Below are 19620 nucleotides of genomic sequence, written 5' to 3' on the forward strand. Positions count from 1 at the left end.
ACTCAACGACCGACTACTGGAAGCAGAAGATGCCCAAGTTCCTCTCCCGTCGCAGCCTGCTCGCTGCGGCCGCCGCCCTCTCCTTGTCTGCCGGCGGCGCCTTCGCCCAGCAGAACCAGGTAATCCGCATCGGCGTCACGCCCGGCCCGCACGCCGAGATCGCCGAGCAGATCAAGCCACTCCTCGCCAAGAAGGGCTACGATCTCAAGATCTTCGAATTCTCGGATTTCGTCATCCCGAACCAGGCGCTCGACACCGGTGACCTCGAGGCCAATGCCTTCCAGCACCAGCCCTATCTCGACAACCAGGTGAAGGATCGCGGCTTCAAGATCTTCAGCGCTGCGACCACCGTGAACTTCCCGATGGGCATCTACTCCCAGAAGTACAAAAGCTGGGCCGAGTTGCCCGACGGCGTGACCGTCTCGATCCAGAACGATCCGACCAATGGCGGACGCGCGCTCCTGCTGTTGCAGGACAACGGCGTGATCAAGTTGAAGCCGGGCACCGGCTTCAAGCCGACCGTTCTCGACATCACCGAGAACCCCAAAAAGCTGAAGATCATCGAGATCGAGGCCGGGCAGACCGTGCGCTCGCTCGCCGATGTCGCGGCCGCTGCGATCAATACGAGCTATGCCGTCGACGCCAAGATCGACCCGAATTCGGCGATCCTGCGCGAGGAACCGAAGGGCCCTTATACCAACCTGATCGCGGTGCGCGCCGCCGACAAGGACAAGCCTTTCGTCCAGGCGCTGGTCGAGAGCTATCGCTCGCCCGAGATCAAGACCTTCGTCGCCGACCGCTTCAAGGGCTCGATCCTTCCGAGCTGGTGAAGCCCTGCTTTTCCCGAATTCCCTCTTCGTAACGGAGCCTCTCCCATGACCACCCGCAGGATCATCCTCGCGACCGCACTTGCCGCCGTCGCCTTCACCGCCCCGGCGCTCGCTCAGCAGAACCAGGTCGTTCGCATCGGCGCCTCGCCCGGTCCGCATGCCGAGATCCTCGAGAAGGTGAAGCCGATCGCCGCCAAGAATGGGCTCGACCTCAAGATCATCGAGTTCTCCGATTATGTCGTGCCGAACCAGGCGCTGGCCGCCGGCGAGCTCGAGGCGAACTCCTTCCAGAACCAGCCCTATCTCGACAACCAGGTGAAGGATCGCGGCTTCAAGCTGGTCAGCGTCGGCCTCACCGTGAACTTCCCGCTCGGCATCTACTCGTCGAAGTACAAGAGCTGGGCCGAGGTGCCGGATGGCGCCACCGTCGCGATCCAGAACGACCCGACCAATGGCGGCCGCTCGCTGCTGCTGCTGCAGGACAAGGGCGCGATCAAGCTCAAGGACGGCGTCGGATTCAAGCCGACCGTCGCCGACATCGTCAGCAACCCGAAGAAGCTGAAGATCATCGAGATCGAGGCCGCCCAGACGCCGCGTTCGCTGGCCGACGTCGCCGCCGCCGCGATCAACACCAATTACGCCGTCGACGCCAAGATCGAGCCGACCTCGGCGATCCTGCGCGAGGACCCGAAGGGCCCCTATGTCAACCTGATCGCGGTGCGCGAGGCCGACAAGGACAAGCCCTGGGTCAAGGCGCTGCTCGCCTCCTATCACACCCCCGAGATCAAGGCCTTCGTCGCCGAGCGCTTCAAGGGCTCGGTCCTCGCCGGCTGGTAAGGCTCCTCCCCCGGCCGTGGTCACGGCCGGGCACCTGCCCCGGAAGCGCAAGCTTCCGGGGTTTTTCGTTGGCGTCACACCGACAGGTACTGCGCCCTTACCGCCTCGTCGGCCTTGAGCTCGTCCATCGTCCCGGTGAAGCGGATCAGCCCCTTCTCGATGATGGTGGCGCGGTCGGCGACCGAGCCGGCGAAGTGCAGGTTCTGCTCGGAGATCAGCACCGAGAGCCCTTCGCCCTTCAGCGCCAGGATGGTCTTGGCCATCTCCTCGACGATGACAGGCGCGAGGCCTTCCGAGGGCTCGTCGAGCAGGACGAGCTTGGGATTGCCCATCAGCGTGCGGGCGATCGTCAGCATCTGCTGTTCGCCGCCCGACATCGCTCCGCCTGGCCGGTCGCGCATGCGCCCGAGATTGGGGAAGAGCTGGAACAGGCGTTCCGGCGTCCAGTGCGGCGCGCCCTCGCGCTTGGGCCGCTGCGCGACGGAGAGGTTCTCCATCACGCTGAGCTCGGAAAAGACGCGGCGCTCCTCCGGGACATAGCCGATGCCGAGGCGGGCGATCTCGAACGGCTCGCGCCCGACGATCGTGTGTCCCTCGAAGACGACGCGGCCTGCCTGGGGCGGCACCAGCCCCATCACCGCCTTCATGGTGGTCGACTTGCCGGCGCCGTTGCGGCCCATCAAGGCCAGCACTTCGCCGCGGCCCATCGAGAAGCCGACACCGTGCAGGATATGGGCGCGGCCGTAATAGGCGTTGAGCCCTTCGATCTCGAGCATCAGTGGCCTCCCGAGGTCGCGCCGGAGCCGAGATAGACCGCGCGCACGGCCGGATCGTTGCGGACCTCCTCGGCCCGGCCCTTGGCGATCAGCTTGCCGCGGTCGAGCACCAGGATCGCGTCGGAATGGGCGAAGACCACGTCCATGTCGTGCTCGGTGAAGAGCACGGCGATGCCGCGTTCCCGGGCGATCTCGGCAGTCAGCGCCATCAGGGCGATGCGCTCGCGCGGCGCCATGCCGGCGGTCGGCTCATCCATCAGCAGGAGCTTCGGCTTGTTGGCGATCGCAACCGCGAGCTCGACCCGCTTCAAATCGCCATAGGCGAGCACGCCGCAGGCGCGCTCGGCCTGGTCGAGCATGCCGACCTGCTTCAGCAGCGCGTCGGCCTCGGCGACATGGCGGTCCCTGGCGCGGCCGAACAGCGTCCAGGTCTCGCCGGCATGCGAGATCAGCGCCATCTGCACGTTCTCGCGCACGCTCATCGAGGCGAAGGTCGCGGTGATCTGGAAGGTGCGGCCGACGCCGAGCCGCCAGACTTCGCGCGGCTTCAGGCCGGTGATCTTCCTGCCGTCGAAGATCACCTCGCCGCGGTCGGACGGGAGCTGGCCGTTCAGCATGTTGAAGCAGGTGGTCTTGCCGGCGCCGTTCGGGCCGATCAGCGCCAAGAGCTTGCCGGCTTCGACCGAGAAGCTGACATCGTCGACGGCGCGCACACCGCCGAAGGACTTGCCGAGATTGCGGACTTCGAGGACCGGGCTCATCGGGCGGGCTCCGGCGTGGCGGCGACAGGCGGAGCGGGCTCGGCCTCGCGGCGCCTTTCCGCGAAGGCCAGCGCCGTGCCGACGAGGCCGCGCGGGAACAGGATGACGAGCAGCACGATCGAGGCGCCCAAGACGAAGCGCCAGTACATCGTCGCCTTCATCAGCTGCTCCTGCAGGCCCATATAGGCGAAGGCGCCGACGATCGGGCCCGAGACGGTCTGGACACCGCCGAGCAGCACCATCAGGAGTCCATCGACCGAACGCGGGATCGCCATATAGGTCGGGAAGACCGAGCCTTTGAAGAAGGCGAAGAGGGCGCCGGCGATGCCGGCCGCGATCGCGGCTATGATGAAGGCGAGCCACTGGATCCGCATCACCGGCAGGCCGATCGCTTCGGCCCGCAGCGGGCTGTCGCGCCCGGCTCGCAAGGCATAGCCGAAGGGCGCGAAGACGACGACGCGAAGGCAGAGGATCGCGGCGACGCAGATCGCCAGCGCGAGATAATAATAGACCAGCTTCGAGCTCGCCCAGGCCGCCGGCCAGACACCCAGGATGCCGTTGTCGCCGCCGGTGAGGTCGACCCATTGGAAGGCGGTCGCCCAGGCGATCTGGGCGAAGGCGAGCGTCAGCATGGCCAAGTAGACGCCCGATAGCCGCACGCAGAACCAGCCGAAGACGACGCCGGCGATGCCGGCGAGGAAGGGTGCGAAGGCGAGCGCCGGCACCATCGGCATGCCCAGCCATTTCACCGCCAGCGCCGCGCCATAGGCCCCTAGGCCGAAATAGGCGGCGTGGCCGAAGGAGGCCATGCCGCCCGGGCCCATCATGAAGTGCAGCGACGCGGCGAACAGCGCGAAGATCGAGAGCTCGGTCAGTGTCAGCAGCCAGTGGTCGGCGACGATGAAGGGCGCGAGCAGCAGCACGGCAAGCGCGGCCAGCCCGATCAGCTTGACGTTGGCACTGGCGGGCAGCAGCAGCGGCTCGACCGGGCCATGCGCATGGGCACTGCCGACCGGGCGCTTGCCCATCAGCCCATAGGGCTTGATCACCAGCACGACGGCCATCACCAGGAAGACCAGCACCAGCGTGATCTTCGGGAAGATCAGGATGCCGAAGGCGTGGATGATGCCGATCAGCACCGCGGCGAGATAGGCGCCGGTGACGCTGCCGAGCCCGCCGACGACCACGACGACGAAGGCCTCCGAGATCATCGAGAGGTCCATGTGCAGGTTCACCGCCTCGCGCGGCAACTGCAGTGCGCCGCCGAGCGCAGCAAGGCCGGCGCCGAAGGCGAAGACCGAGGTGAAGAGCAGGCGCTGGTTGACGCCGAGCGCGCCGACCATCTCGCGGTCCTGCGTCGCGGCCCGTACCAAAGTGCCCCAGCGCGTCTTCTGGAACAGGAACCAGAGCAGGCCGAGCATGATCGGCCCGACCACGATCAGGAAGAGCTCGTAGCTCGGGAAGCGGCTGTCCATCAGCACGACGAAGCTCTTGAAGCCGGGCGCGCGCGGGCCGAGCTTGTCCTCCGGCCCCCAGATGCCGAGCGCAATGTCCTGCACCATCAGCACGAGGCCGAAGGTCGCGAGCAGCTGGAACAGCTCCGGCGCCTGGTAGATCCGGCGCAAGATGACGATCTCGACGATGGCGCCGAGCGCCGCGACGATCAGCGCCGCCAGCAGCACCCCGCCCCAGAAGCCGAGCGCATCGGCCGGCCCGAAGCGCGTCACCAGCGTGAAGGCGAGATAGGCGCCCAGCATGTAGAAGGAGCCATGCGCGAAGTTCACGATCCGCGTCACGCCGAAGATGATCGACAGCCCGCAGGCGACGAGGAAGAGCGACGAGGCCGAGGCCAGGCCGTTGAGCGTCTGCGCGAAGATCAGATCGATCATGCGAGGTCCCGTCGAAATAACCGAAAAAGGGCACAATCCTCCCGCGGCCGCAGCGGGGCGCTGCGGCCGGGTATCCTAGTCTAGATCAGGTCGAACTCCGGCGCTTCAGCCCGCCGGGCGAAGCGTCTTCACCTCTGCATCCGAAGGCAGGTACTTGGCGCCGTCGGCATAGCGCCAGTCGACCATGACGCCCTTGCCATCCTTGACCGCGGTCTTGCCGACATAGGCGCCGAGCGTCGACTGATGGTCGGAGGCGCGGAACTCCACCGGGCCGAAGGCCGAGGTGAACTTCAGCCCCTTCATGGCGTCGATGAGCTTCTCGTTGTCGGTCGTGCCCGCCTTGGCGATGCCGGCAGCGATGGCGTTCATGGTGTCGAAGCCGACCACCGAGCCGAGCCGGGGATAGTCGTTGTACTTCGCCTTGTAGGCATCGCGGAACTTGACGTGGTCCGGCGTCTGGATGTCGGCGTGCGGATAGCCGGTGACGATCCAGCCGACCGGCGTCTCGGCGCCGAGCGGATCGAGATATTCCGGCTCGCCGGTCAGCATCGAGACGACCGTACGGCCTTCGAACAGGCCGCGGGTATTGCCCTGGCGCACGAAGTTCGAGAGATCGGCCGCAAAGGTGACGTTGAAGATCGCATCGGGCTTGGCGGCTTCGAGCGCCTGCACGGTCGCGCCGGCATCGATGCGGCCGAGCGCCGGGAATTGCTCGGCGACGAACTCGACGTCGGGCTTGGCCTTCTTCAGCAGTTCCTTGAACCACTTCACCGCCGACTGGCCGTATTCGTAGTTGGGCGCCACGAGCGCCCACTTCTTCGCCGGGAGCTTGGCCGCTTCCTCGACCAGCATCGCCGCCTGCATGTAGGTCGAGGGCCGCAGGCGGAAGGTGTAGCGGTTGCCCTTGGCCCAGACGATCGCGTCCGAGAGCGGCTCGGAGGCGACGTAGAGCCGCTTGTTCTGCAGGGCGTAGTCGGCGATGGCGAGGCCGACATTGGAGAGGAAGCCGCCCGAGAGCAGGTCGACCTTCTCGGCGTTGATCAGCTCGCCGGCGAGCCGCACCGAATCTTCGGGCTTGCCGGCATCGTCGCGGAACAGCGTCTCGACCTTGCGGCCGAGCACCCCGCCGGCGGCGTTGACCTGCTCCAGTGCCAGTTCCCAGCCCTGGCGATAGGGCTTCAGGAAGGCCGGCTGCGAGGTGTAGCTGTTGATCTCGCCGATCTTGATCGGCGCGCCTTGGGCGCGCAGCAGAGACGGCGTGGCCAGCGCGACGGCGCCGAGCGCAGCTCCGCTGACGAATTGGCGACGGTCCATTCGGTGGCTCTCCCGTTGATCGCTCGTCTTACGCATCCACAGCCCCTCGCTGCGCGATTTCCTACCCTAGGCCAGTGCAACGCACTGCAACAAGCCAGGGTGGAAATTCGTTTGTATGCGTATGAATTCTCGACCGGGGATTTTGGTTTGTCAATCATTCAAAACTGGACCGGCGTGCCTCTTGGGTAGGCAGGCCGCGACGGCTCAGGATCGCCCGCCATCGACCGAGAGAATCTGGCCGGTCACCCAGCTTGCCTGCTCGGACAGGAAGAACAGGCTGGCATGGGCGATATCCTCGGATGTGCCGAGCCGGCGAGTGTGGATGCTCTCGATCAGCCGCTTCTGGCCGTCCGGGCCATAGGATTCCCATTGCCGTTCGGTCGCCGGGTTGGAACGCACGAAGCCGGGTGCGACCGAGTTCACGGTGATACCGTGTGGGCCGAATTCCCAGGCGAGCTGCCTGGTCAGCCCGACCAGCGCGTGCTTGGCGCTGGCATAAGCCTGGATGCCGGTCAGGCTCGGGCGCAGGCCGGCGCCGGAGGAAATGTTGACGATGCGGCCATATCCGGCCTGCTTCATCGCCGGGGCGACGGCTTGCGAGAGGAAGAAGGCGGCGTCGACATTGGCGGCGAAGACGGCGCGCCAGTCGCTCTCGGAGATCTCCTCGATCGGCCGGCCGACCTGGCCGCGCACGCCGCCGGCTGCATTGACCAGCAGGTCGAGCCGGCCCTCGCTAGCAAGCAGCTTGCCCACCAGCTCCTTCGTCGCCTCCGGGCTGCCGAGATCGGCGACATGGGCGCTTGCGCCGAGCGCTTCTGCGCTGGCGGCGACGCCGTCGGCATCGAGATCGGCGAGGTGGACCTTCGCGCCGGCCTCGGCCAGCGCGGCGGCGATGGCGCGGCCGATGCCCTGGGCTGCGCCGGTAACGAGGGCTACGCGGTTGTCGAAGCGGATCTGCATTGCTCGATCAGGACCTTCAGCGTGTCCGGGGACATCGGGCGGCGGCCCTCCTCGATGTCCTGAATCAGGGATACCAACAGTTCCAGGGCCGGCGTGGCCACGCCGACCTCGCGGCCGAGCCGCGAGATGATGCCGATCTGCGCCTGGCCTTCGGTCTTGCGCTTGCGCACGGCAAGATCGCGCCAGATTCCGGAATGGGTCTTGGCCGTCTTCGAGGTGTAGTCGGCGAGCCAGGCGATCGTTTCGACCTGCGGACCTTCCGGCGCGCCCGGCGCGAACACGGCGGGGTCGAATGCGCCGAAGCCGAGCGAGGTGACGCCGCGCGCCGCCGCGACCGCGCCGACCTCGCGCCCGAGCACCAGCCAGACCGGCAACCGCTGCGGATCGGCGAAGTTCGCCGACATCGAATCATTGGTCAGGGCTGTCCCGAACAGCATCGCGCCATAGGCGAGCTTGCCCCAGAGATAGCCGTAGATGTTGTCGGTCAGGATGGCGTCCGGCTCGAACAGCGCGAGCAGCCTGTGCATCTCGCGCACCCGCTCCGTCATCGCTCCATCGAGCTCGCCGACGACCACTGCGCCGCGATTGCCGTAGAGGATCTCTCCCGGCCCATGCCAGTCGGCGCCGAAATTGACGAAGCAACCCATGGTCCGCTCTTCGCCGACCGCCTTGGCGATGGTGATCTCGTTGAGCCCGTTCTGGGCCGAGAGCACGAAGCCGCCGGCGGCGAGATGCGGCTTCAGGGCGGCAAGCGCAGCCTCGGTGGCGCCAGCCTTCACCGCCAGCACGATGCGCGAATAGGTTCCGGTCAATTCCTGCGGCGTCACCGCCGGCACGATCTGCCGGAACTCCTCGACCGGACCGGTGATCGATAGCCCCGACGTTCGGCAGGCCTCGACATGCTTCGCGACGATGTCGACCAGCAGCACCGGTACGCCGGCCCTTGCCCAATAGGCGCCGAGCGTGCCGCCGATCGCGCCGGCGCCCCAGATCAGGATGGGTTCGCTGCTCATGCCTGCCCCATCACCTCGACATCGGCATGGGTTGCGACATGGACGAGCCCGTCCGGCGTCACCCAGCCGCGATACATGCCCTCGGAATTATAGGGCGCGACGATGGTTCCATCGGCGCCGACGGCGACGAGTCCAGCTCCGATCTTGTGTGCGGTGAGCTCGGCGATGGCGCGGTCGGCCGCATCCTTCAGCGAGAGGCCGGCATAGCCGACCAGCGACGCGATCTCGTGGCCGACGCAATAGCGGATGAAGAACTCGCCCTTGCCGGTGCCCGAAACTGCGCAGCGCCCATCGCGGGCATAGGTGCCGGCGCCGATGATCGGGGAATCGCCGACGCGGCCCGGAGGCTTGTTGGTGTAGCCGCCGGTCGAGGTCGCGGCGGCGAGGTGGCCATGGGAGTCGCACGCGACCGCGCCGACCGTGCCGTGCTTCTCGGCCTCGCTCGCTTCGTCGGCAGTGCCGACGAGCTCGCGGATCTTCATCGAAGCGAGGTTCTTGCGCCGCCGCTCCGTCGAGAAATACTCGTTCTCGACCATGTCGAGACCCTCGGTCTGGGCGAAGGCGTCGCCGGCCGGGCCGCTCAGCAAGAGCGGATCGCCGCGATGCATCAGCGCCTTGGCGGCGCTGACCGGGTTGCGGATGCGCTTGACCGCGCAGAGCGCGCCGGCGGCCAGCGTCGAGCCATCCATGATCGAGGCGTCGAGCTCGTGCTCGCCATCGGCATTGAAGGCAGCGCCATGGCCGGCGTTGAAATGAACGGAATCCTCCATCACCAGCACGGAGGCCTCGACCGCGTCGACTGCGCTTCCGCCCTTGGCGAGGACCGCCCAGCCGGCACGCAGCGATTTGGCGAGATGGGCCTTGGCCTCCGCCCATTCGGCGTCGGTCATCTCGGCCTTGGGCAAGGTGCCGCAGCCGCCATGGATGGCGAGAGCGATGGTCATGATGAAATCCTCAGGTGCAATCCCTTCTCCCCTCGGGGGAGAAGGTGGCAGCGCGCAGCGCTGACGGATGAGGGAAGGACAGGCAAGTCGGCTGCCGCCTCACCCGGTCGCACTGCCCTCATCCGTCTGCTTCGCAGACACCTTCTCCCCCGAGGGGAGAAGGCAAAGGAGCCTCACTTCGCCGGCTTGATGTCCATCGCCAGCGTGTCCTCGTCGACGCGCGGGCGGATCGTCACCTTGGCCTTCTGCATCGCCCAGGCCGAGCCAACGGCGAGGATCGGCAGGCGCGGCCGGTCCTTGGCGACGATCGCGTTGGCCTGCGAGAGCAGGTCGTTGCGCTTGGCCTCGTCCATCTCGACGGCGGCATCCTCGATCAGCTTGTCGAGCTCGGCATTCTTGTAGGCGAGCACGTTGAAGGCGCCGAGCTTCTTGGCTGGGTCGTTCGAGTGTACCACCGAGGACAGCGTGTAGTTCGCCTCGCCCGTCAGCGTGCCCCAGCCCGACATCGACATCGAGAACTCGCCGCGCAGGCGCGCCGGGAAGAAGACGGCGCCGGGCTGGGCGTTGGCGTTCACCTCGATGCCGATGCGCGCCAGCATCTGCGCGATCGAGGTGCCAACCTGGCGGTCGCCCGGCAGACGGTCATTGGTGAAGGAGAACGAGACCTTGAAGCCGTTCGGGTAGCCGGCCTCCTCCATCAACTTCTTCGCCTTGGCGAGATCCGGCTTCAGCGGCGGCAGGCTCTTGTTGTAGCCAGCGATATCGGGCGTCACCAGCTGGTTGACCGGGGCGCCCAGGCCCTCCATCGCGATCTCGGCCAGCGCCGGCCGGTCGATGGCAAGGTCGATCGCCTCGCGCACCTTGGCGTCCTGCAGCGGGTTCTTGGGCAGGGCCGAGCCGTCCTTGGCGCTGACCTGCGGGGACTTGTCCCGCATGTCGAGTTCCATGTTGAAGACATAGACCGTGTCGATCGTAGCGACCGTGAGCTTGGCGTCGCGCTTCAGCGTCGGGACGTCGGAAGCCGGGGCGCGCACGATGATGTCGACCTGGCCGGCCTTGAGCTGGGCGACGCGGGCGGCGTCGTTCGGCAGTTCCTTGCGCAGCACGCGCTGCCACGGCTCCTTCTCGCCCCAGTAGCCGTCGAAGCGCTCGAGCACGAGCTGGTCCTTCGGCGTCCAGGACACGAACTTGTAGGGGCCGGTGCCGATCGCCGCCTTGCCGGTGTTGAAGGCGTCGTTGGCATTGTCCTTGGTCAGCCCGGCCGCGGCCTTGTGCGAGACGATGAACAGGCGGATGAAATCGTTCGGCAGGTTCGGCGCCGGCCCGTCGGTGACGATGTGGACGGTGAGCGGATCGACGATCTTCACCTCCTTGACGCGCCGGACGTAGATCGTCGTCGGGTTCGGGCCGGCGACGACGGGAATGCGCTCGATCGAGAACTTGACGTCCTCGGCGGTGAAGTCGGAGCCGTCATGGAACTTGACGCCGGGACGCAGCTTGAACTCCCAGACGGCGGGCTCGATCGCCTTCCAGCTCAAGGCGAGGCGCGGTTCGATCTGGAGCTTATCGCCCGACCAGGTCAGGGTGTCGAAGACATGCTTCAGCGCTTCGGCATGGGTGCCGGTCGCGGTGAAATGCGGGTCGATCGATTCAGGTCCGGCCCGCACGCCGATCGTCAGCGTCTGCGCCATGGCGGCGCCGGACAGCGGCAACCCGATCAGGGCGGCGAGGGCGGCGATCCGCCAGCGCGGGGACCGGTGCGGCAAAGGCTTGGTCATGTTGAGGTCCCTTCGGGTTCGAGATCGGCAGGCCACGCCGGGGAGGCGATCACCATCTTGTCCATCAATTCGCAGAGCTGCTTCTGCTCGGCTTCGGTCAGCACCGCGAGCATCGCAGTCTGCTGTCCCACCATCATCGGCATGGTCTCGTCGAAGATGGCGCGCCCGGCCGGCGTCAGCGCTAGAACATAGCTGCGCAGATCGGCCGGATCGGTCTCGCGCTTGAGCAGGCGCCGCTGCAGCAGCTTCTGGATCGCGCGCGAGAGCGTGTTCTTCGGCAGGCCGGCGGAGGCGACGATGTTCTTGGCCGCGACGCCGCCCTTGAGTCCGACGGCGTAAAGCGCGACGAATTCCGGCCGCACCAGGCCGTAGCGTGTCTCGATCCAGCGATAGACCGGGTCGTTGAAGCGGAAGGCAATGAAATTGAGCCTGAACGACAGCCAGCAGGGATTGTCCCAGAGCTTGGTGACGGTCAGCGGGTCGAGCGCGCGCAGCGCCGCCTCGCGGTCGCGATCGAGCTTGGACAAGGAAGTCGGGGCGCGTGCCATCGCGGACATCCAATTTAGTTCCATATGGAACTTGACGGTCCCGTATACCGCTGTCAAGGATGACGCGGTTTCGCCGAAACGCAAGGATCAGGCCGTGCTCGTCGCCCGGATGAACTGGATGCAGATCGAGGAACAGGCGAAGCGCGACGATCGCTGCGTGCTGCCGCTCGGCTGCGTCGAACAACACGCCTATTTGAGCCTCGCCACCGACGCGATCCTGTCGGAGCGTGTCGCCGCCGAGGCGGCAGAGCCGCTCGGCATCCCGGTCTTCCCGGTGCAGGCCTATGGCATGACGCCGGGTTTCGCCGCCTATCCCGGCACGATCTCGCTGCGGATGACCACTTATGTCGCGCTGCTCGAGGATCTGCTCGAGGGCGTCTACCGTTCCGGTTTCCGCCGCATCGTGCTGGTCAACGGCCATGGCGGCAATGCGCCGGTGATGACGGCGGTGACCGAGTGGATGGGCAAGCGGCCCGACGCCAGCGTCAAGATGCACAATTGGTGGGCGGGTTCCCGCTTCCAGGAGGCAGTCAAGGCAGTCGACCCGGCCGCCTCACATGCCTCGTGGATGGAGAACTTCCCCTGGACCCGTCTCGAAGGCGTGAGCTTGCCCGATGGGGTGAAGCCGCCCTTCGATGCCGCGCTCTACCAGGCCGCCAGTCCGCAGCGGAAACGCGAGATTCTCGGCGACGGCAATTTCTACGGCCGTTACCAGCGGCCGGACGAGGAGATGCTGGCGCTCTGGGCCGTAGGCGTCGAGGAAACGCGCGCAGTGATGGTCGAGAGCTGGCCGTGATGACCTGTACCGCCGCTGTCTCGATCCAGGAGAGCGGCACCGAATCCCCTCTCCTTGGCATGGAGGTTGCGAAGCAGCGGCGGCGAATGTCCATCCGATGCTGACCCACGTCATCGAGCGCGTCCTGCAGGCGCTGGCCGTCATGCTGGTCATGTCGGCGCTGGTCTTTGTCGGCGTCTACGCCATCGGCAACCCTATCGACGTGCTGATCGGCCCCGATGTCAGCCAGGACATCAGGCTCGACACCATCGCCCGCTATGGGCTCGATAAGCCGCTCTGGGAACAGTATTTCACCTTTCTCGATCGTGTCCTGCACGGCGATTTCGGCCGCTCCTTCGTCTTCGGCATGCCGGTGCTCCAGCTCATCCTGTCGCGCCTGCCGGCGACGCTGGAGTTGACGCTGGCGGCCGTCCTTGGGGCTGCGCTGATCGGCATTCCCGCCGGCATCTATGCCGGCTATCGGCCCGACAGCCCGCTTTCCAAAGGGATCATGGCGCTGTCCATCCTCGGTTTCTCGGTGCCGACCTTCTGGATCGGCCTCGTCCTGATCATGGCCTTCGCCGTCGAGCTGCAATGGCTGCCGGCCGGCGGGCGTGGCGAAACCGCCCAGCTCTTCGGCGTCGAATGGAGCTTCCTGACGCTGAACGGCCTCTCGCATCTCCTGCTGCCGGCGCTGAACCTCGCCTTCTTCAAGCTCGCGCTGATGACGCGCCTGGCGCGGGCCGGCACCCGCGAGGTCATGCTGACCGACACGGTGAAATTCGCCCGTGCCGCCGGCATCCCGGAGGGCGTCATCCTGCGCCGGCACGTGCTGCGCCTGATCTCGATCCCGCTCGTCACTGTCTTTGGCCTCGAATTCGCCTCGACGCTCGCCTTCGCGGTGGTGACCGAGACGATCTTCTCCTGGCCCGGCATCGGCAAGCTGATCATCGACTCCATCCAGTCGCTCGATCGGCCGGTGATGGTCGCCTATCTGATGCTGGTCGCCTTCGTCTTCATCATGATCAACTTCCTGGTCGACATGACCTATTTCGCGCTCGATCCGCGCTTGCGGAAGGGCCGGACGGGATGAAGACCGAAACGCCCATCGCCCGCTTCTGGAGCGAGTTCAGGGAGAGCCGCATTGCTGTCGCGGCGCTCGTCGTCGTCGTCCTGATGATCGGCGTCGCCGTGCTCGCGCCGCTGATCGCGCCGCAGAACCCCTACGACCTCGCCAATCTCGTCCTGTCCGATGCGCGCCGGCCCCCCGGCTATGTCGGCTCCAGCGGCTATACCCATTGGCTCGGCACCGACGCGCAGGGGCGCGACCTGCTCTCGGCCATCCTCTATGGCCTGCGCATCTCCCTGCAGATGGGGCTGGTCGCCGGGACCTTCGCCTTCGCCATCGGCGTCACGCTCGGCATCGCCGCCGCCTATCTCGGCGGACGGCGCGAGGCCTTCATCATGCGCGTGATCGACCTGCAGCTCGCCTTCCCGGCGATCCTGCTGGCGCTGGTGATCTCGGCATTGCTCGGCCAGGGCAAGGCGCAGCTGATCGCCGCGCTGGTCGCCGCGCAATACGCCTATTTCGCCCGCACTGCCCATGGCGCCGCCTCGGCCGAGCGTGGCAAGGACTATGTCGAGGCGGCGCTCTCGACGCCGCTGCCGGCCCGGCAGGTGATCTGGCGCCACATCCTGCCGAACTGCCTGCCGCCCTTGATCGTGGTCGCGACCGTGCAGGTCGCCAATGCCATCGCGCTGGAGGCGACGCTCTCCTTCCTCGGCGTCGGCCTGCCAGTGACCGAGCCTTCGCTCGGCTCGCTGATCGCCAACGGCTTCCAGTACATGCTGTCCGGCCGCTACTGGATCTCGATCTATCCCGGCCTTGCCCTGATCCTGCTGATCGTCGCGATCAACCTGGTCGGCGACCAGATCCGCGACCAGGTCAATCCGAGGCTGAAGCGATGAGCGCCGGCGCCCCGCTCCTCGAAGTCACCGACCTCACCACGCAGTTCTTCACCCGCGCCGGCGTGGTCAAGGCGGTCGACGGCGTCTCCTTCTCGCTGCGTCGCGGCGAGGTGATGGGCCTCGTCGGCGAATCCGGTTCGGGAAAAAGCGTCACTGGCTTCTCGATCATCGGCCTGATCGATCCACCTGGCCGCGTCGCCGGCGGTTCGGTGAAGCTCGATGGCCGCGAACTGGTCGGCCTTCCGCCGGATGAGTTGCGCAAGCTGCGCGGCCGCATCGTCTCGATGGTCTTCCAGGACCCGCTGATGACGCTGAACCCGGTCCTGACCATCGGCGAACAGATCCGGCTGGCGCTGGAGGCGCATGAGAAGGTCTCGGCCGCCGAGGCACGCCGGCGCGCCATCGCCGGCCTCGCCCAGGTTCGTATCCCGCGCCCCGAGGCGACGGTCGATTTCTATCCGCACCAGCTCTCCGGCGGCATGCGCCAGCGCGTCGCCATCGCGATCGCGCTGCTGCACCGGCCGAAGCTGATCATCTGCGACGAGCCGACGACGGCGCTCGACGTCTCCATCCAGGCCGAGATCCTGGCCGAGATGAAGGAACTCGTCGCCGAGCTCGGCACGGCGCTGATCTGGATCAGCCATGACCTCGCCACCGTCGCGTCGATCGCCCAGCACGTCGCGGTGATGCGGCTCGGCAAGATCGTCGAGGCCGGCCCGACGCTGGACGTGCTGACGCGCCCGCAGCACGCCTATACCCGTGCCCTCCTTGACTCGCTGCCTTCGCGCGCCAGGCCAGGCGAACTGCTGCTGCGTGGCGGTGGCGTCCCCGATGCCGCCCCGCCTGCCCGCAAGCCGGCGGCAGCCGCTGCCGCGCCGGTACCCGGCGCGCCCTATTTTGTCGCCGATCGCGTCAGCAAGCGCTTCGAGACGCGGCCTGGCGCCCTGCGTGGCCTCGGCCAGAAGCTCGGCCTGCTGCAGTCGCCTCCCACCGTGATGGCGGTCGACGAGGTTAGCTTGACCGTGCCGCGTGGCGAAGCGCTAGGGCTGGTCGGCGAATCCGGCTCGGGCAAGTCGACGCTCGGGCGCATGGCGGCGGGCATTTATGCGCCGTCCTCGGGCACCGTTCGCCTTGAGGGCCGGCCGGTGATGAGCGAGGGGGCCGAGCCGAAGAAGCTCACCACCCGCATCCAGACCATCTTCCAGGACCCGTTCGCCTCGCTTAATCCCCGCATGCGCATCGGCCAGGGCATCGCCGAGGGTCCGCTCGCCCATGGGCTGGTCGGCAAGGCCGACAGTGCAACCTATGTCCGCGACTGGCTCGCCGCGGTCGGGCTCGATCCGGCCTTCGCCGATCGCTATCCGCACCAGTTCTCAGGCGGCCAGCGCCAGCGCGTGGCCATTGCCCGCGCGCTGGCCATGCAGCCTGACCTCGTCGTCTGCGACGAGCCGGTCGCCTCGCTCGACGTCTCGATCCAGGCGCAGATCATCAACCTGCTCATGCGCCTGCGCGCCGAGCTCGGTCTGACCCTGATCTTCATCTCGCACGACCTCTCGGTGGTCCGGCATCTCTGCGACCGGGTCGCGGTGATGTATCGCGGCCGCATCGTCGAGGAGGGGCCGGCGGGCGAGGTCTACGACAACCCGCAGCACGACTACACCAAGCGGCTGCTCGCGGCCGTACCGGTGCTGCCCGAAGCGGCAGCGTGAGGTTAGGAGGAACGCCATGACCGAACTGAAGCCCTGGCAATGGCCGGAGGAGATTTGGCGCGGCAAGGTCGAGCAGGTGAGAGCCGGTCGCAACCTCAAGCCGAAGAGCTGGCCCGGCGGAGCCCGTTGCGCCGTGGCGCTCTCCTTCGACGTCGACCACGAGACCAACGAACTGCGCGATGGCGGCAAATCGGTCGGCCGGCTCTCGTGGGGCCAGTACGGCAATCGCGCCGGCATGCCGCGCATCCTCTCCATGCTGGCGCGCGAGGAGATCAAGGCGAGCTTCTTCGTGCCAGCAGTGACGGCGCTGCTCTATCCCGACGAACAGCGCCGCGTCATCGCGGAAGGCCATGAGATCGGCCTCCATGGCTGGATCCACGAGGTCAATACCGCTGTGCCGCCCGAGGCGGAGCGCGAGCTGCACCTGCGCTCGGCCGATACGCTGGAGAAGATCACCGGAGTCAGGCCGGTCGGCATGCGCACGCCGTCCTGGGATTTCTCCGAGGTGACGCTCGCCATCGAGCGCGAGCTCGGACTGATCTACGATTCGTCGCTCTTCGCCGATGACGATCCCTACGAGCTGGTCGAGAAGGGTGAGCCGACCGGCATGGTCGAGCTCCCGGTCGAGTGGATTCGCGACGACGCGGTCTATTTCAACATGAACCGCTTCCAGGCGCTGCGGCCCTACACCTCACCCGAGGTGGTGTTCGACATCTTCAAGCGCGAATTCGACGGTGCTTACGCCGAAGGCGGGCTCTTCCTTCTGACCATGCACCCGCACATCATCACCTACCGTTCGCGCTTCTGGCTCCTCGAGGAGCTGGTGCGCCACGCCAAGGCCAAGGGCGATGTCTGGTTCGCCACGCATGCCGAGATCGCGGCCTATGTGAAGGCGCAGGCTGGGCTCTGACATACGCAAAATATCGGCCGGGTGCCGCTGGGCTAGCACAGCAAGCCGATCGGCAAAACGGTCTCTGACTCCAAGCGAGAGCCGGATCCGATCAGGTTGATTCAACCTGATCGGATCCGGCTCTTCGGGAACCGTGCCCGATTTCGGCCGTTTTCGGTTCATTCGGAATTCAGGGCGCGGGGGCGTTCATCTCCGGAAGAACAACTGGAAACGGATGTCATGACGCGCACGAAAAACCTGCTCCTGATCGGCACCCTCATCCCCGCCATCGTCTTGTCGCAGGGCAGTTTCGCCGCTCCATCGCTCCAGCTTGCGCAGGCGCAGTCGGGTGACGACGACAAGCCCGATCCGCGCCGCCAGCGGCCGGGCGGGCAGGAGCGCCCTGCTCCAGGTGGCCAGGAACGTCCCGGCGCCCGCCCTGCACCGGGCCAGCCCCCAGCTGCTCGCCCAGCCGCCCCCGAGCGTCCGGCCGGAGCGGCCCCGAGCGCACCGCGCCCACCCTCCGCACCGCAGGCCGCGCCTCCCGCCAATCGGGCCGAGCCAGAGCAGCCGCGCCGTCCGGCGCCGCCTGCCGGCGCCGCGCCGGGACAGATCGCGCCTTCCGCGCCGCAAGGGGCGCCGCGTGCTCCGTCCGCAGCGCCGAGCGAGCCGCATCGTCCGGCTCCAGGCCAGATCGCCCCGCCAGCCTCGCCCGCTCGGCCGAGTGCGCCGCCGGTCCAGCCCAATGCTTCGGGAGCGCCATCTGGCGACACCGGCCAGCGCCGTCAGGCGCCTGCGCAGACGGCACCGGGACAGCCGCCCGCCACCGCTCCTTCATCGCCGTCCCGCCCCGCGCCGGGGCAGGCCGCTCCGGGCAGCAGCGGCCAAACGCAGCCCGGCCAACCCTCCACACCGCCGGGCGGTGGTCGCGCACCGGGTGCCCTATCGCAGCCTGGTACGGCGCCGTCCCAGCCGACGCCATCGCAGCAGCGGCCGAGCTTGAACGGTCAGCCTTCCGCCGCCCCGCCGGCGGGCCGCGCGCCGGGCGCACTGTCGCAGCCGGGCACGCCTCCGTCCCAGCCGGCTCCGTCGCAACAGCAGCCGGGCTTGAGCCGTCAGCCAGGGCAGGCGGCGCCGAGCCAGCCCGCACCCGGCCAGCCGGCGACAGCACCGAACGCCGGGCGCGCGCCCGGAGCCTTGTCGCAACCCGGCACGGCTCCATCGCAGCCGGCGCCGGCCCAGCCGCAGCAACCCTCCGGTCTCAGCCGCCAGCCCGGCCAGACCGCACCGGGACAGGCGGCGCCCACGCAGCCTGCGCCCGCGCAGCCCGCACCCGGCCAAGGTGCTCTCGGCGCCGGTCAGCCTGCGACCGGCCAGCCTGCTCCCGCTCCGAACGCCGGCCGCGCGCCGGGCGCCCTGTCGCAACCCGGTACCGCGCCGTCGCAAACCGCGCCGGTCCCCGGTCAGCAGCCCGGAGCTCTGTCGCAGCCGGGCGTCGCGCCCGGACAGGCTCAGCCGCAGCCCGGCGTGCCGGGTCAGCCCGCGCCTGACCGCCAGGGTCGCCGCGGCGGCATCGGCCTTGGTGGCGCGGCCGCGATCGGTCTCGGCGCTGCAGCGATCGGCGGCATCATGGCGACGCAGGGCGCGAGCCGGCTCGACGACATCCGCAGCCGGCGCGAGGAGCGCCGCGAGGGCGACGTCACCATCATCCGGGAGCCGGGGCGGACGATCATCCGCGGTGACGACGACCGCGTGATCATCCGGCGCGACGAGACCCAGCGCTTCCGCGATCTCGGCCTCGATACCCGCAGCGAGCGCCGCGGCGAGGAGACGGTCACGGTCTATGATCGTCCAGACGGTACGCAGATCGTCACGGTGACCGATGCCGAGGGCCGGCTGATCCGCCGCTCGCGGCGCGAGCGCGACGGTGGCGAATTCGTCATCATCGACAATGTCCGCCGCGACGGGCCGCAGGCCCGCTTCGCCGAGGAGGTGGTCGAGTTGCCGCCGCCGCCGCTGCGCATCCCGCGCGAGCGCTATATCGTCGACGCCGAGCGTGCCGACGAGCGGCTGATCTACGAGACGATCACCGCGCCGCCGGTCGCCCCGGTGCCGCGCCGCTATACGCTCGACGAGGTCCGCTACTCGCCTGATCTGCGCGCCCATATGCGCAGCGTCGACATCGACACGATCAACTTCGACTCCGGCTCCTGGACGGTCACACCCGACCAGGCGGGGCGCCTCAGGGTGATCGCACAGGCAGTGCGCCAGGCGGTCGAGCGCGCGCCGAACGAGGTCTTCATGGTCGAGGGCCATACCGACGCGGTCGGCGCCGATGTCGACAACATCTCGCTGTCCGATCGGCGGGCGCAGTCGGTCGCGGAAATCCTGACCCGCGATTTCGGCATCCCGGCCGAGAACCTGACGACGCAGGGCTATGGCGAGCAGTACCTCAAGGTTCAGACCCAGGGCGATTCGCGTGAGAACCGGCGCGTGACGCTGCGCCGGATCACGCCGCTGCTCACCGGCCAGAACCAGCAGTGACATCAACCGAAGCAGCTCGCGGGCTGCTTCGCACCTTTATCGAGGGGCGGCCGGAACAATCGCCGGCCGCCCCTGTTCTTCTAGC

Annotated in this window: 17 protein-coding genes; 8 read left to right on the plus strand and 9 right to left on the minus strand. The window is 67.7% G+C overall.

Features of this window, described 5'->3' with window-relative positions:
• Window positions 1-29 precede the first annotated feature (29 nt).
• Window positions 30-830 carry a MetQ/NlpA family ABC transporter substrate-binding protein gene (locus GV161_RS11955; RefSeq protein ID WP_152016061.1) on the plus strand — a complete coding sequence of 267 codons (801 nt, stop codon included), beginning with the start codon at window positions 30-32 and terminating at the stop codon, window positions 828-830.
• A gap of 45 nt (window positions 831-875) precedes the next feature.
• Window positions 876-1667 (plus strand): MetQ/NlpA family ABC transporter substrate-binding protein, encoded by a 792-nt coding sequence (locus GV161_RS11960; protein WP_152016060.1) that lies wholly within the window; start codon window positions 876-878, stop codon window positions 1665-1667.
• A 74-nt stretch (window positions 1668-1741) separates the two neighbouring features.
• On the opposite strand, the gene GV161_RS11965 is transcribed toward GV161_RS11960, so the two are convergent.
• The 9 genes from GV161_RS11965 to GV161_RS12005 all read right to left on the minus strand — a co-directional run bounded on the left by GV161_RS11965 (window position 1742) and on the right by GV161_RS12005 (window position 11650).
• Entirely contained in the window at window positions 1742-2446 is a 705-nt protein-coding gene (locus tag GV161_RS11965; RefSeq protein WP_201303087.1) for an ABC transporter ATP-binding protein, read from the minus strand.
• Complete coding sequence (locus GV161_RS11970) at window positions 2443-3204, minus strand: ABC transporter ATP-binding protein (protein ID WP_152016059.1); 762 nt, start codon at window positions 3202-3204, stop codon at window positions 2443-2445. Before GV161_RS11970 ends, GV161_RS11965 begins: the two co-directional genes overlap by 4 nt.
• Window positions 3201-5093, minus strand: a complete 1893-nt coding sequence (locus tag GV161_RS11975) for an ABC transporter permease (RefSeq protein WP_152016058.1) — start codon at window positions 5091-5093, stop codon at window positions 3201-3203. Before GV161_RS11975 ends, GV161_RS11970 begins: the two co-directional genes overlap by 4 nt.
• A 105-nt stretch (window positions 5094-5198) precedes the next feature.
• A complete protein-coding gene (locus GV161_RS11980) occupies window positions 5199-6407 on the minus strand; it encodes an ABC transporter substrate-binding protein (RefSeq protein WP_152016057.1) in 1209 nt (402 codons plus the stop codon).
• A 204-nt stretch (window positions 6408-6611) separates the two neighbouring features.
• On the minus strand, window positions 6612-7367 hold the full coding sequence (locus GV161_RS11985) for a glucose 1-dehydrogenase (RefSeq protein ID WP_152016056.1): 756 nt from the start codon (window positions 7365-7367) through the stop codon (window positions 6612-6614).
• Window positions 7340-8380, minus strand: a complete 1041-nt coding sequence (locus tag GV161_RS11990) for a 2-dehydropantoate 2-reductase N-terminal domain-containing protein (RefSeq protein WP_152016055.1) — start codon at window positions 8378-8380, stop codon at window positions 7340-7342. The genes GV161_RS11985 and GV161_RS11990 overlap by 28 nt, the downstream gene beginning before the upstream one ends.
• Window positions 8377-9327 carry an isoaspartyl peptidase/L-asparaginase gene (locus GV161_RS11995; protein ID WP_152016054.1) on the minus strand — a complete coding sequence of 317 codons (951 nt, stop codon included), beginning with the start codon at window positions 9325-9327 and terminating at the stop codon, window positions 8377-8379. Before GV161_RS11995 ends, GV161_RS11990 begins: the two co-directional genes overlap by 4 nt.
• A 170-nt stretch (window positions 9328-9497) precedes the next feature.
• The gene (locus GV161_RS12000; protein WP_152016053.1) at window positions 9498-11102 is read right to left on the minus strand and encodes an ABC transporter substrate-binding protein; all 1605 of its coding nucleotides are present in this window, start codon (window positions 11100-11102) and stop codon (window positions 9498-9500) included.
• Window positions 11099-11650: a MarR family winged helix-turn-helix transcriptional regulator gene (locus GV161_RS12005; RefSeq protein ID WP_159650236.1), complete on the minus strand. Its 552-nt coding sequence runs from the start codon at window positions 11648-11650 to the stop codon at window positions 11099-11101. Before GV161_RS12005 ends, GV161_RS12000 begins: the two co-directional genes overlap by 4 nt.
• A 94-nt stretch (window positions 11651-11744) precedes the next feature.
• Between GV161_RS12005 and GV161_RS12010 the strand changes: the two genes are divergently transcribed.
• From GV161_RS12010 to GV161_RS31140, 6 genes are all read left to right on the plus strand, one after another.
• Window positions 11745-12446, plus strand: coding sequence for a creatininase family protein (locus GV161_RS12010; RefSeq protein ID WP_152016051.1), 702 nt, complete (start codon window positions 11745-11747; stop codon window positions 12444-12446).
• Window positions 12447-12543: 97 nt separating this feature from the next.
• The gene (locus GV161_RS12015) at window positions 12544-13518 is read left to right on the plus strand and encodes an ABC transporter permease (protein ID WP_152016050.1); all 975 of its coding nucleotides are present in this window, start codon (window positions 12544-12546) and stop codon (window positions 13516-13518) included.
• On the plus strand, window positions 13515-14393 hold the full coding sequence (locus tag GV161_RS12020; RefSeq protein WP_152016049.1) for an ABC transporter permease: 879 nt from the start codon (window positions 13515-13517) through the stop codon (window positions 14391-14393). The genes GV161_RS12015 and GV161_RS12020 overlap by 4 nt, the downstream gene beginning before the upstream one ends.
• Window positions 14390-16102 carry an ABC transporter ATP-binding protein gene (locus tag GV161_RS12025; protein WP_152016048.1) on the plus strand — a complete coding sequence of 571 codons (1713 nt, stop codon included), beginning with the start codon at window positions 14390-14392 and terminating at the stop codon, window positions 16100-16102. The genes GV161_RS12020 and GV161_RS12025 overlap by 4 nt, the downstream gene beginning before the upstream one ends.
• Before the next feature lie 16 nt (window positions 16103-16118).
• A complete protein-coding gene (locus tag GV161_RS12030) occupies window positions 16119-17012 on the plus strand; it encodes a polysaccharide deacetylase (RefSeq protein ID WP_152016047.1) in 894 nt (297 codons plus the stop codon).
• Between the two features lie 1086 nt (window positions 17013-18098).
• A complete protein-coding gene (locus tag GV161_RS31140) occupies window positions 18099-19535 on the plus strand; it encodes an OmpA family protein (RefSeq protein WP_159650237.1) in 1437 nt (478 codons plus the stop codon).
• The last annotated feature ends 85 nt before the right edge of the window (window positions 19536-19620 follow it).

Source organism: Bosea sp. 29B (assembly GCF_902506165.1).
GTDB lineage: Bacteria > Pseudomonadota > Alphaproteobacteria > Rhizobiales > Beijerinckiaceae > Allobosea.

Excerpts from the sequence above, each read along its gene's own strand:
- GV161_RS12025 (WP_152016048.1), top strand. The coding sequence starts at position 14,390 with ATGAGCGCCGGCGCCCCGCTCCTCGAAGTCACCGACCTCACCACGCAG.
- GV161_RS11990 (WP_152016055.1), bottom strand. The coding sequence starts at position 8,380 with ATGAGCAGCGAACCCATCCTGATCTGGGGCGCCGGCGCGATCGGCGGC.
- GV161_RS12005 (WP_159650236.1), bottom strand. The coding sequence starts at position 11,650 with ATGGCACGCGCCCCGACTTCCTTGTCCAAGCTCGATCGCGACCGCGAG.
- GV161_RS12015 (WP_152016050.1), top strand. The coding sequence starts at position 12,544 with ATGCTGACCCACGTCATCGAGCGCGTCCTGCAGGCGCTGGCCGTCATG.
- GV161_RS11970 (WP_152016059.1), bottom strand. The coding sequence starts at position 3,204 with ATGAGCCCGGTCCTCGAAGTCCGCAATCTCGGCAAGTCCTTCGGCGGT.
- GV161_RS12000 (WP_152016053.1), bottom strand. The coding sequence starts at position 11,102 with ATGACCAAGCCTTTGCCGCACCGGTCCCCGCGCTGGCGGATCGCCGCC.
- GV161_RS11955 (WP_152016061.1), top strand. The coding sequence starts at position 30 with ATGCCCAAGTTCCTCTCCCGTCGCAGCCTGCTCGCTGCGGCCGCCGCC.
- GV161_RS12030 (WP_152016047.1), top strand. The coding sequence starts at position 16,119 with ATGACCGAACTGAAGCCCTGGCAATGGCCGGAGGAGATTTGGCGCGGC.
- GV161_RS11980 (WP_152016057.1), bottom strand. The coding sequence starts at position 6,407 with ATGGACCGTCGCCAATTCGTCAGCGGAGCTGCGCTCGGCGCCGTCGCG.
- GV161_RS11985 (WP_152016056.1), bottom strand. The coding sequence starts at position 7,367 with ATGCAGATCCGCTTCGACAACCGCGTAGCCCTCGTTACCGGCGCAGCC.
- GV161_RS11975 (WP_152016058.1), bottom strand. The coding sequence starts at position 5,093 with ATGATCGATCTGATCTTCGCGCAGACGCTCAACGGCCTGGCCTCGGCC.
- GV161_RS12020 (WP_152016049.1), top strand. The coding sequence starts at position 13,515 with ATGAAGACCGAAACGCCCATCGCCCGCTTCTGGAGCGAGTTCAGGGAG.
- GV161_RS11960 (WP_152016060.1), top strand. The coding sequence starts at position 876 with ATGACCACCCGCAGGATCATCCTCGCGACCGCACTTGCCGCCGTCGCC.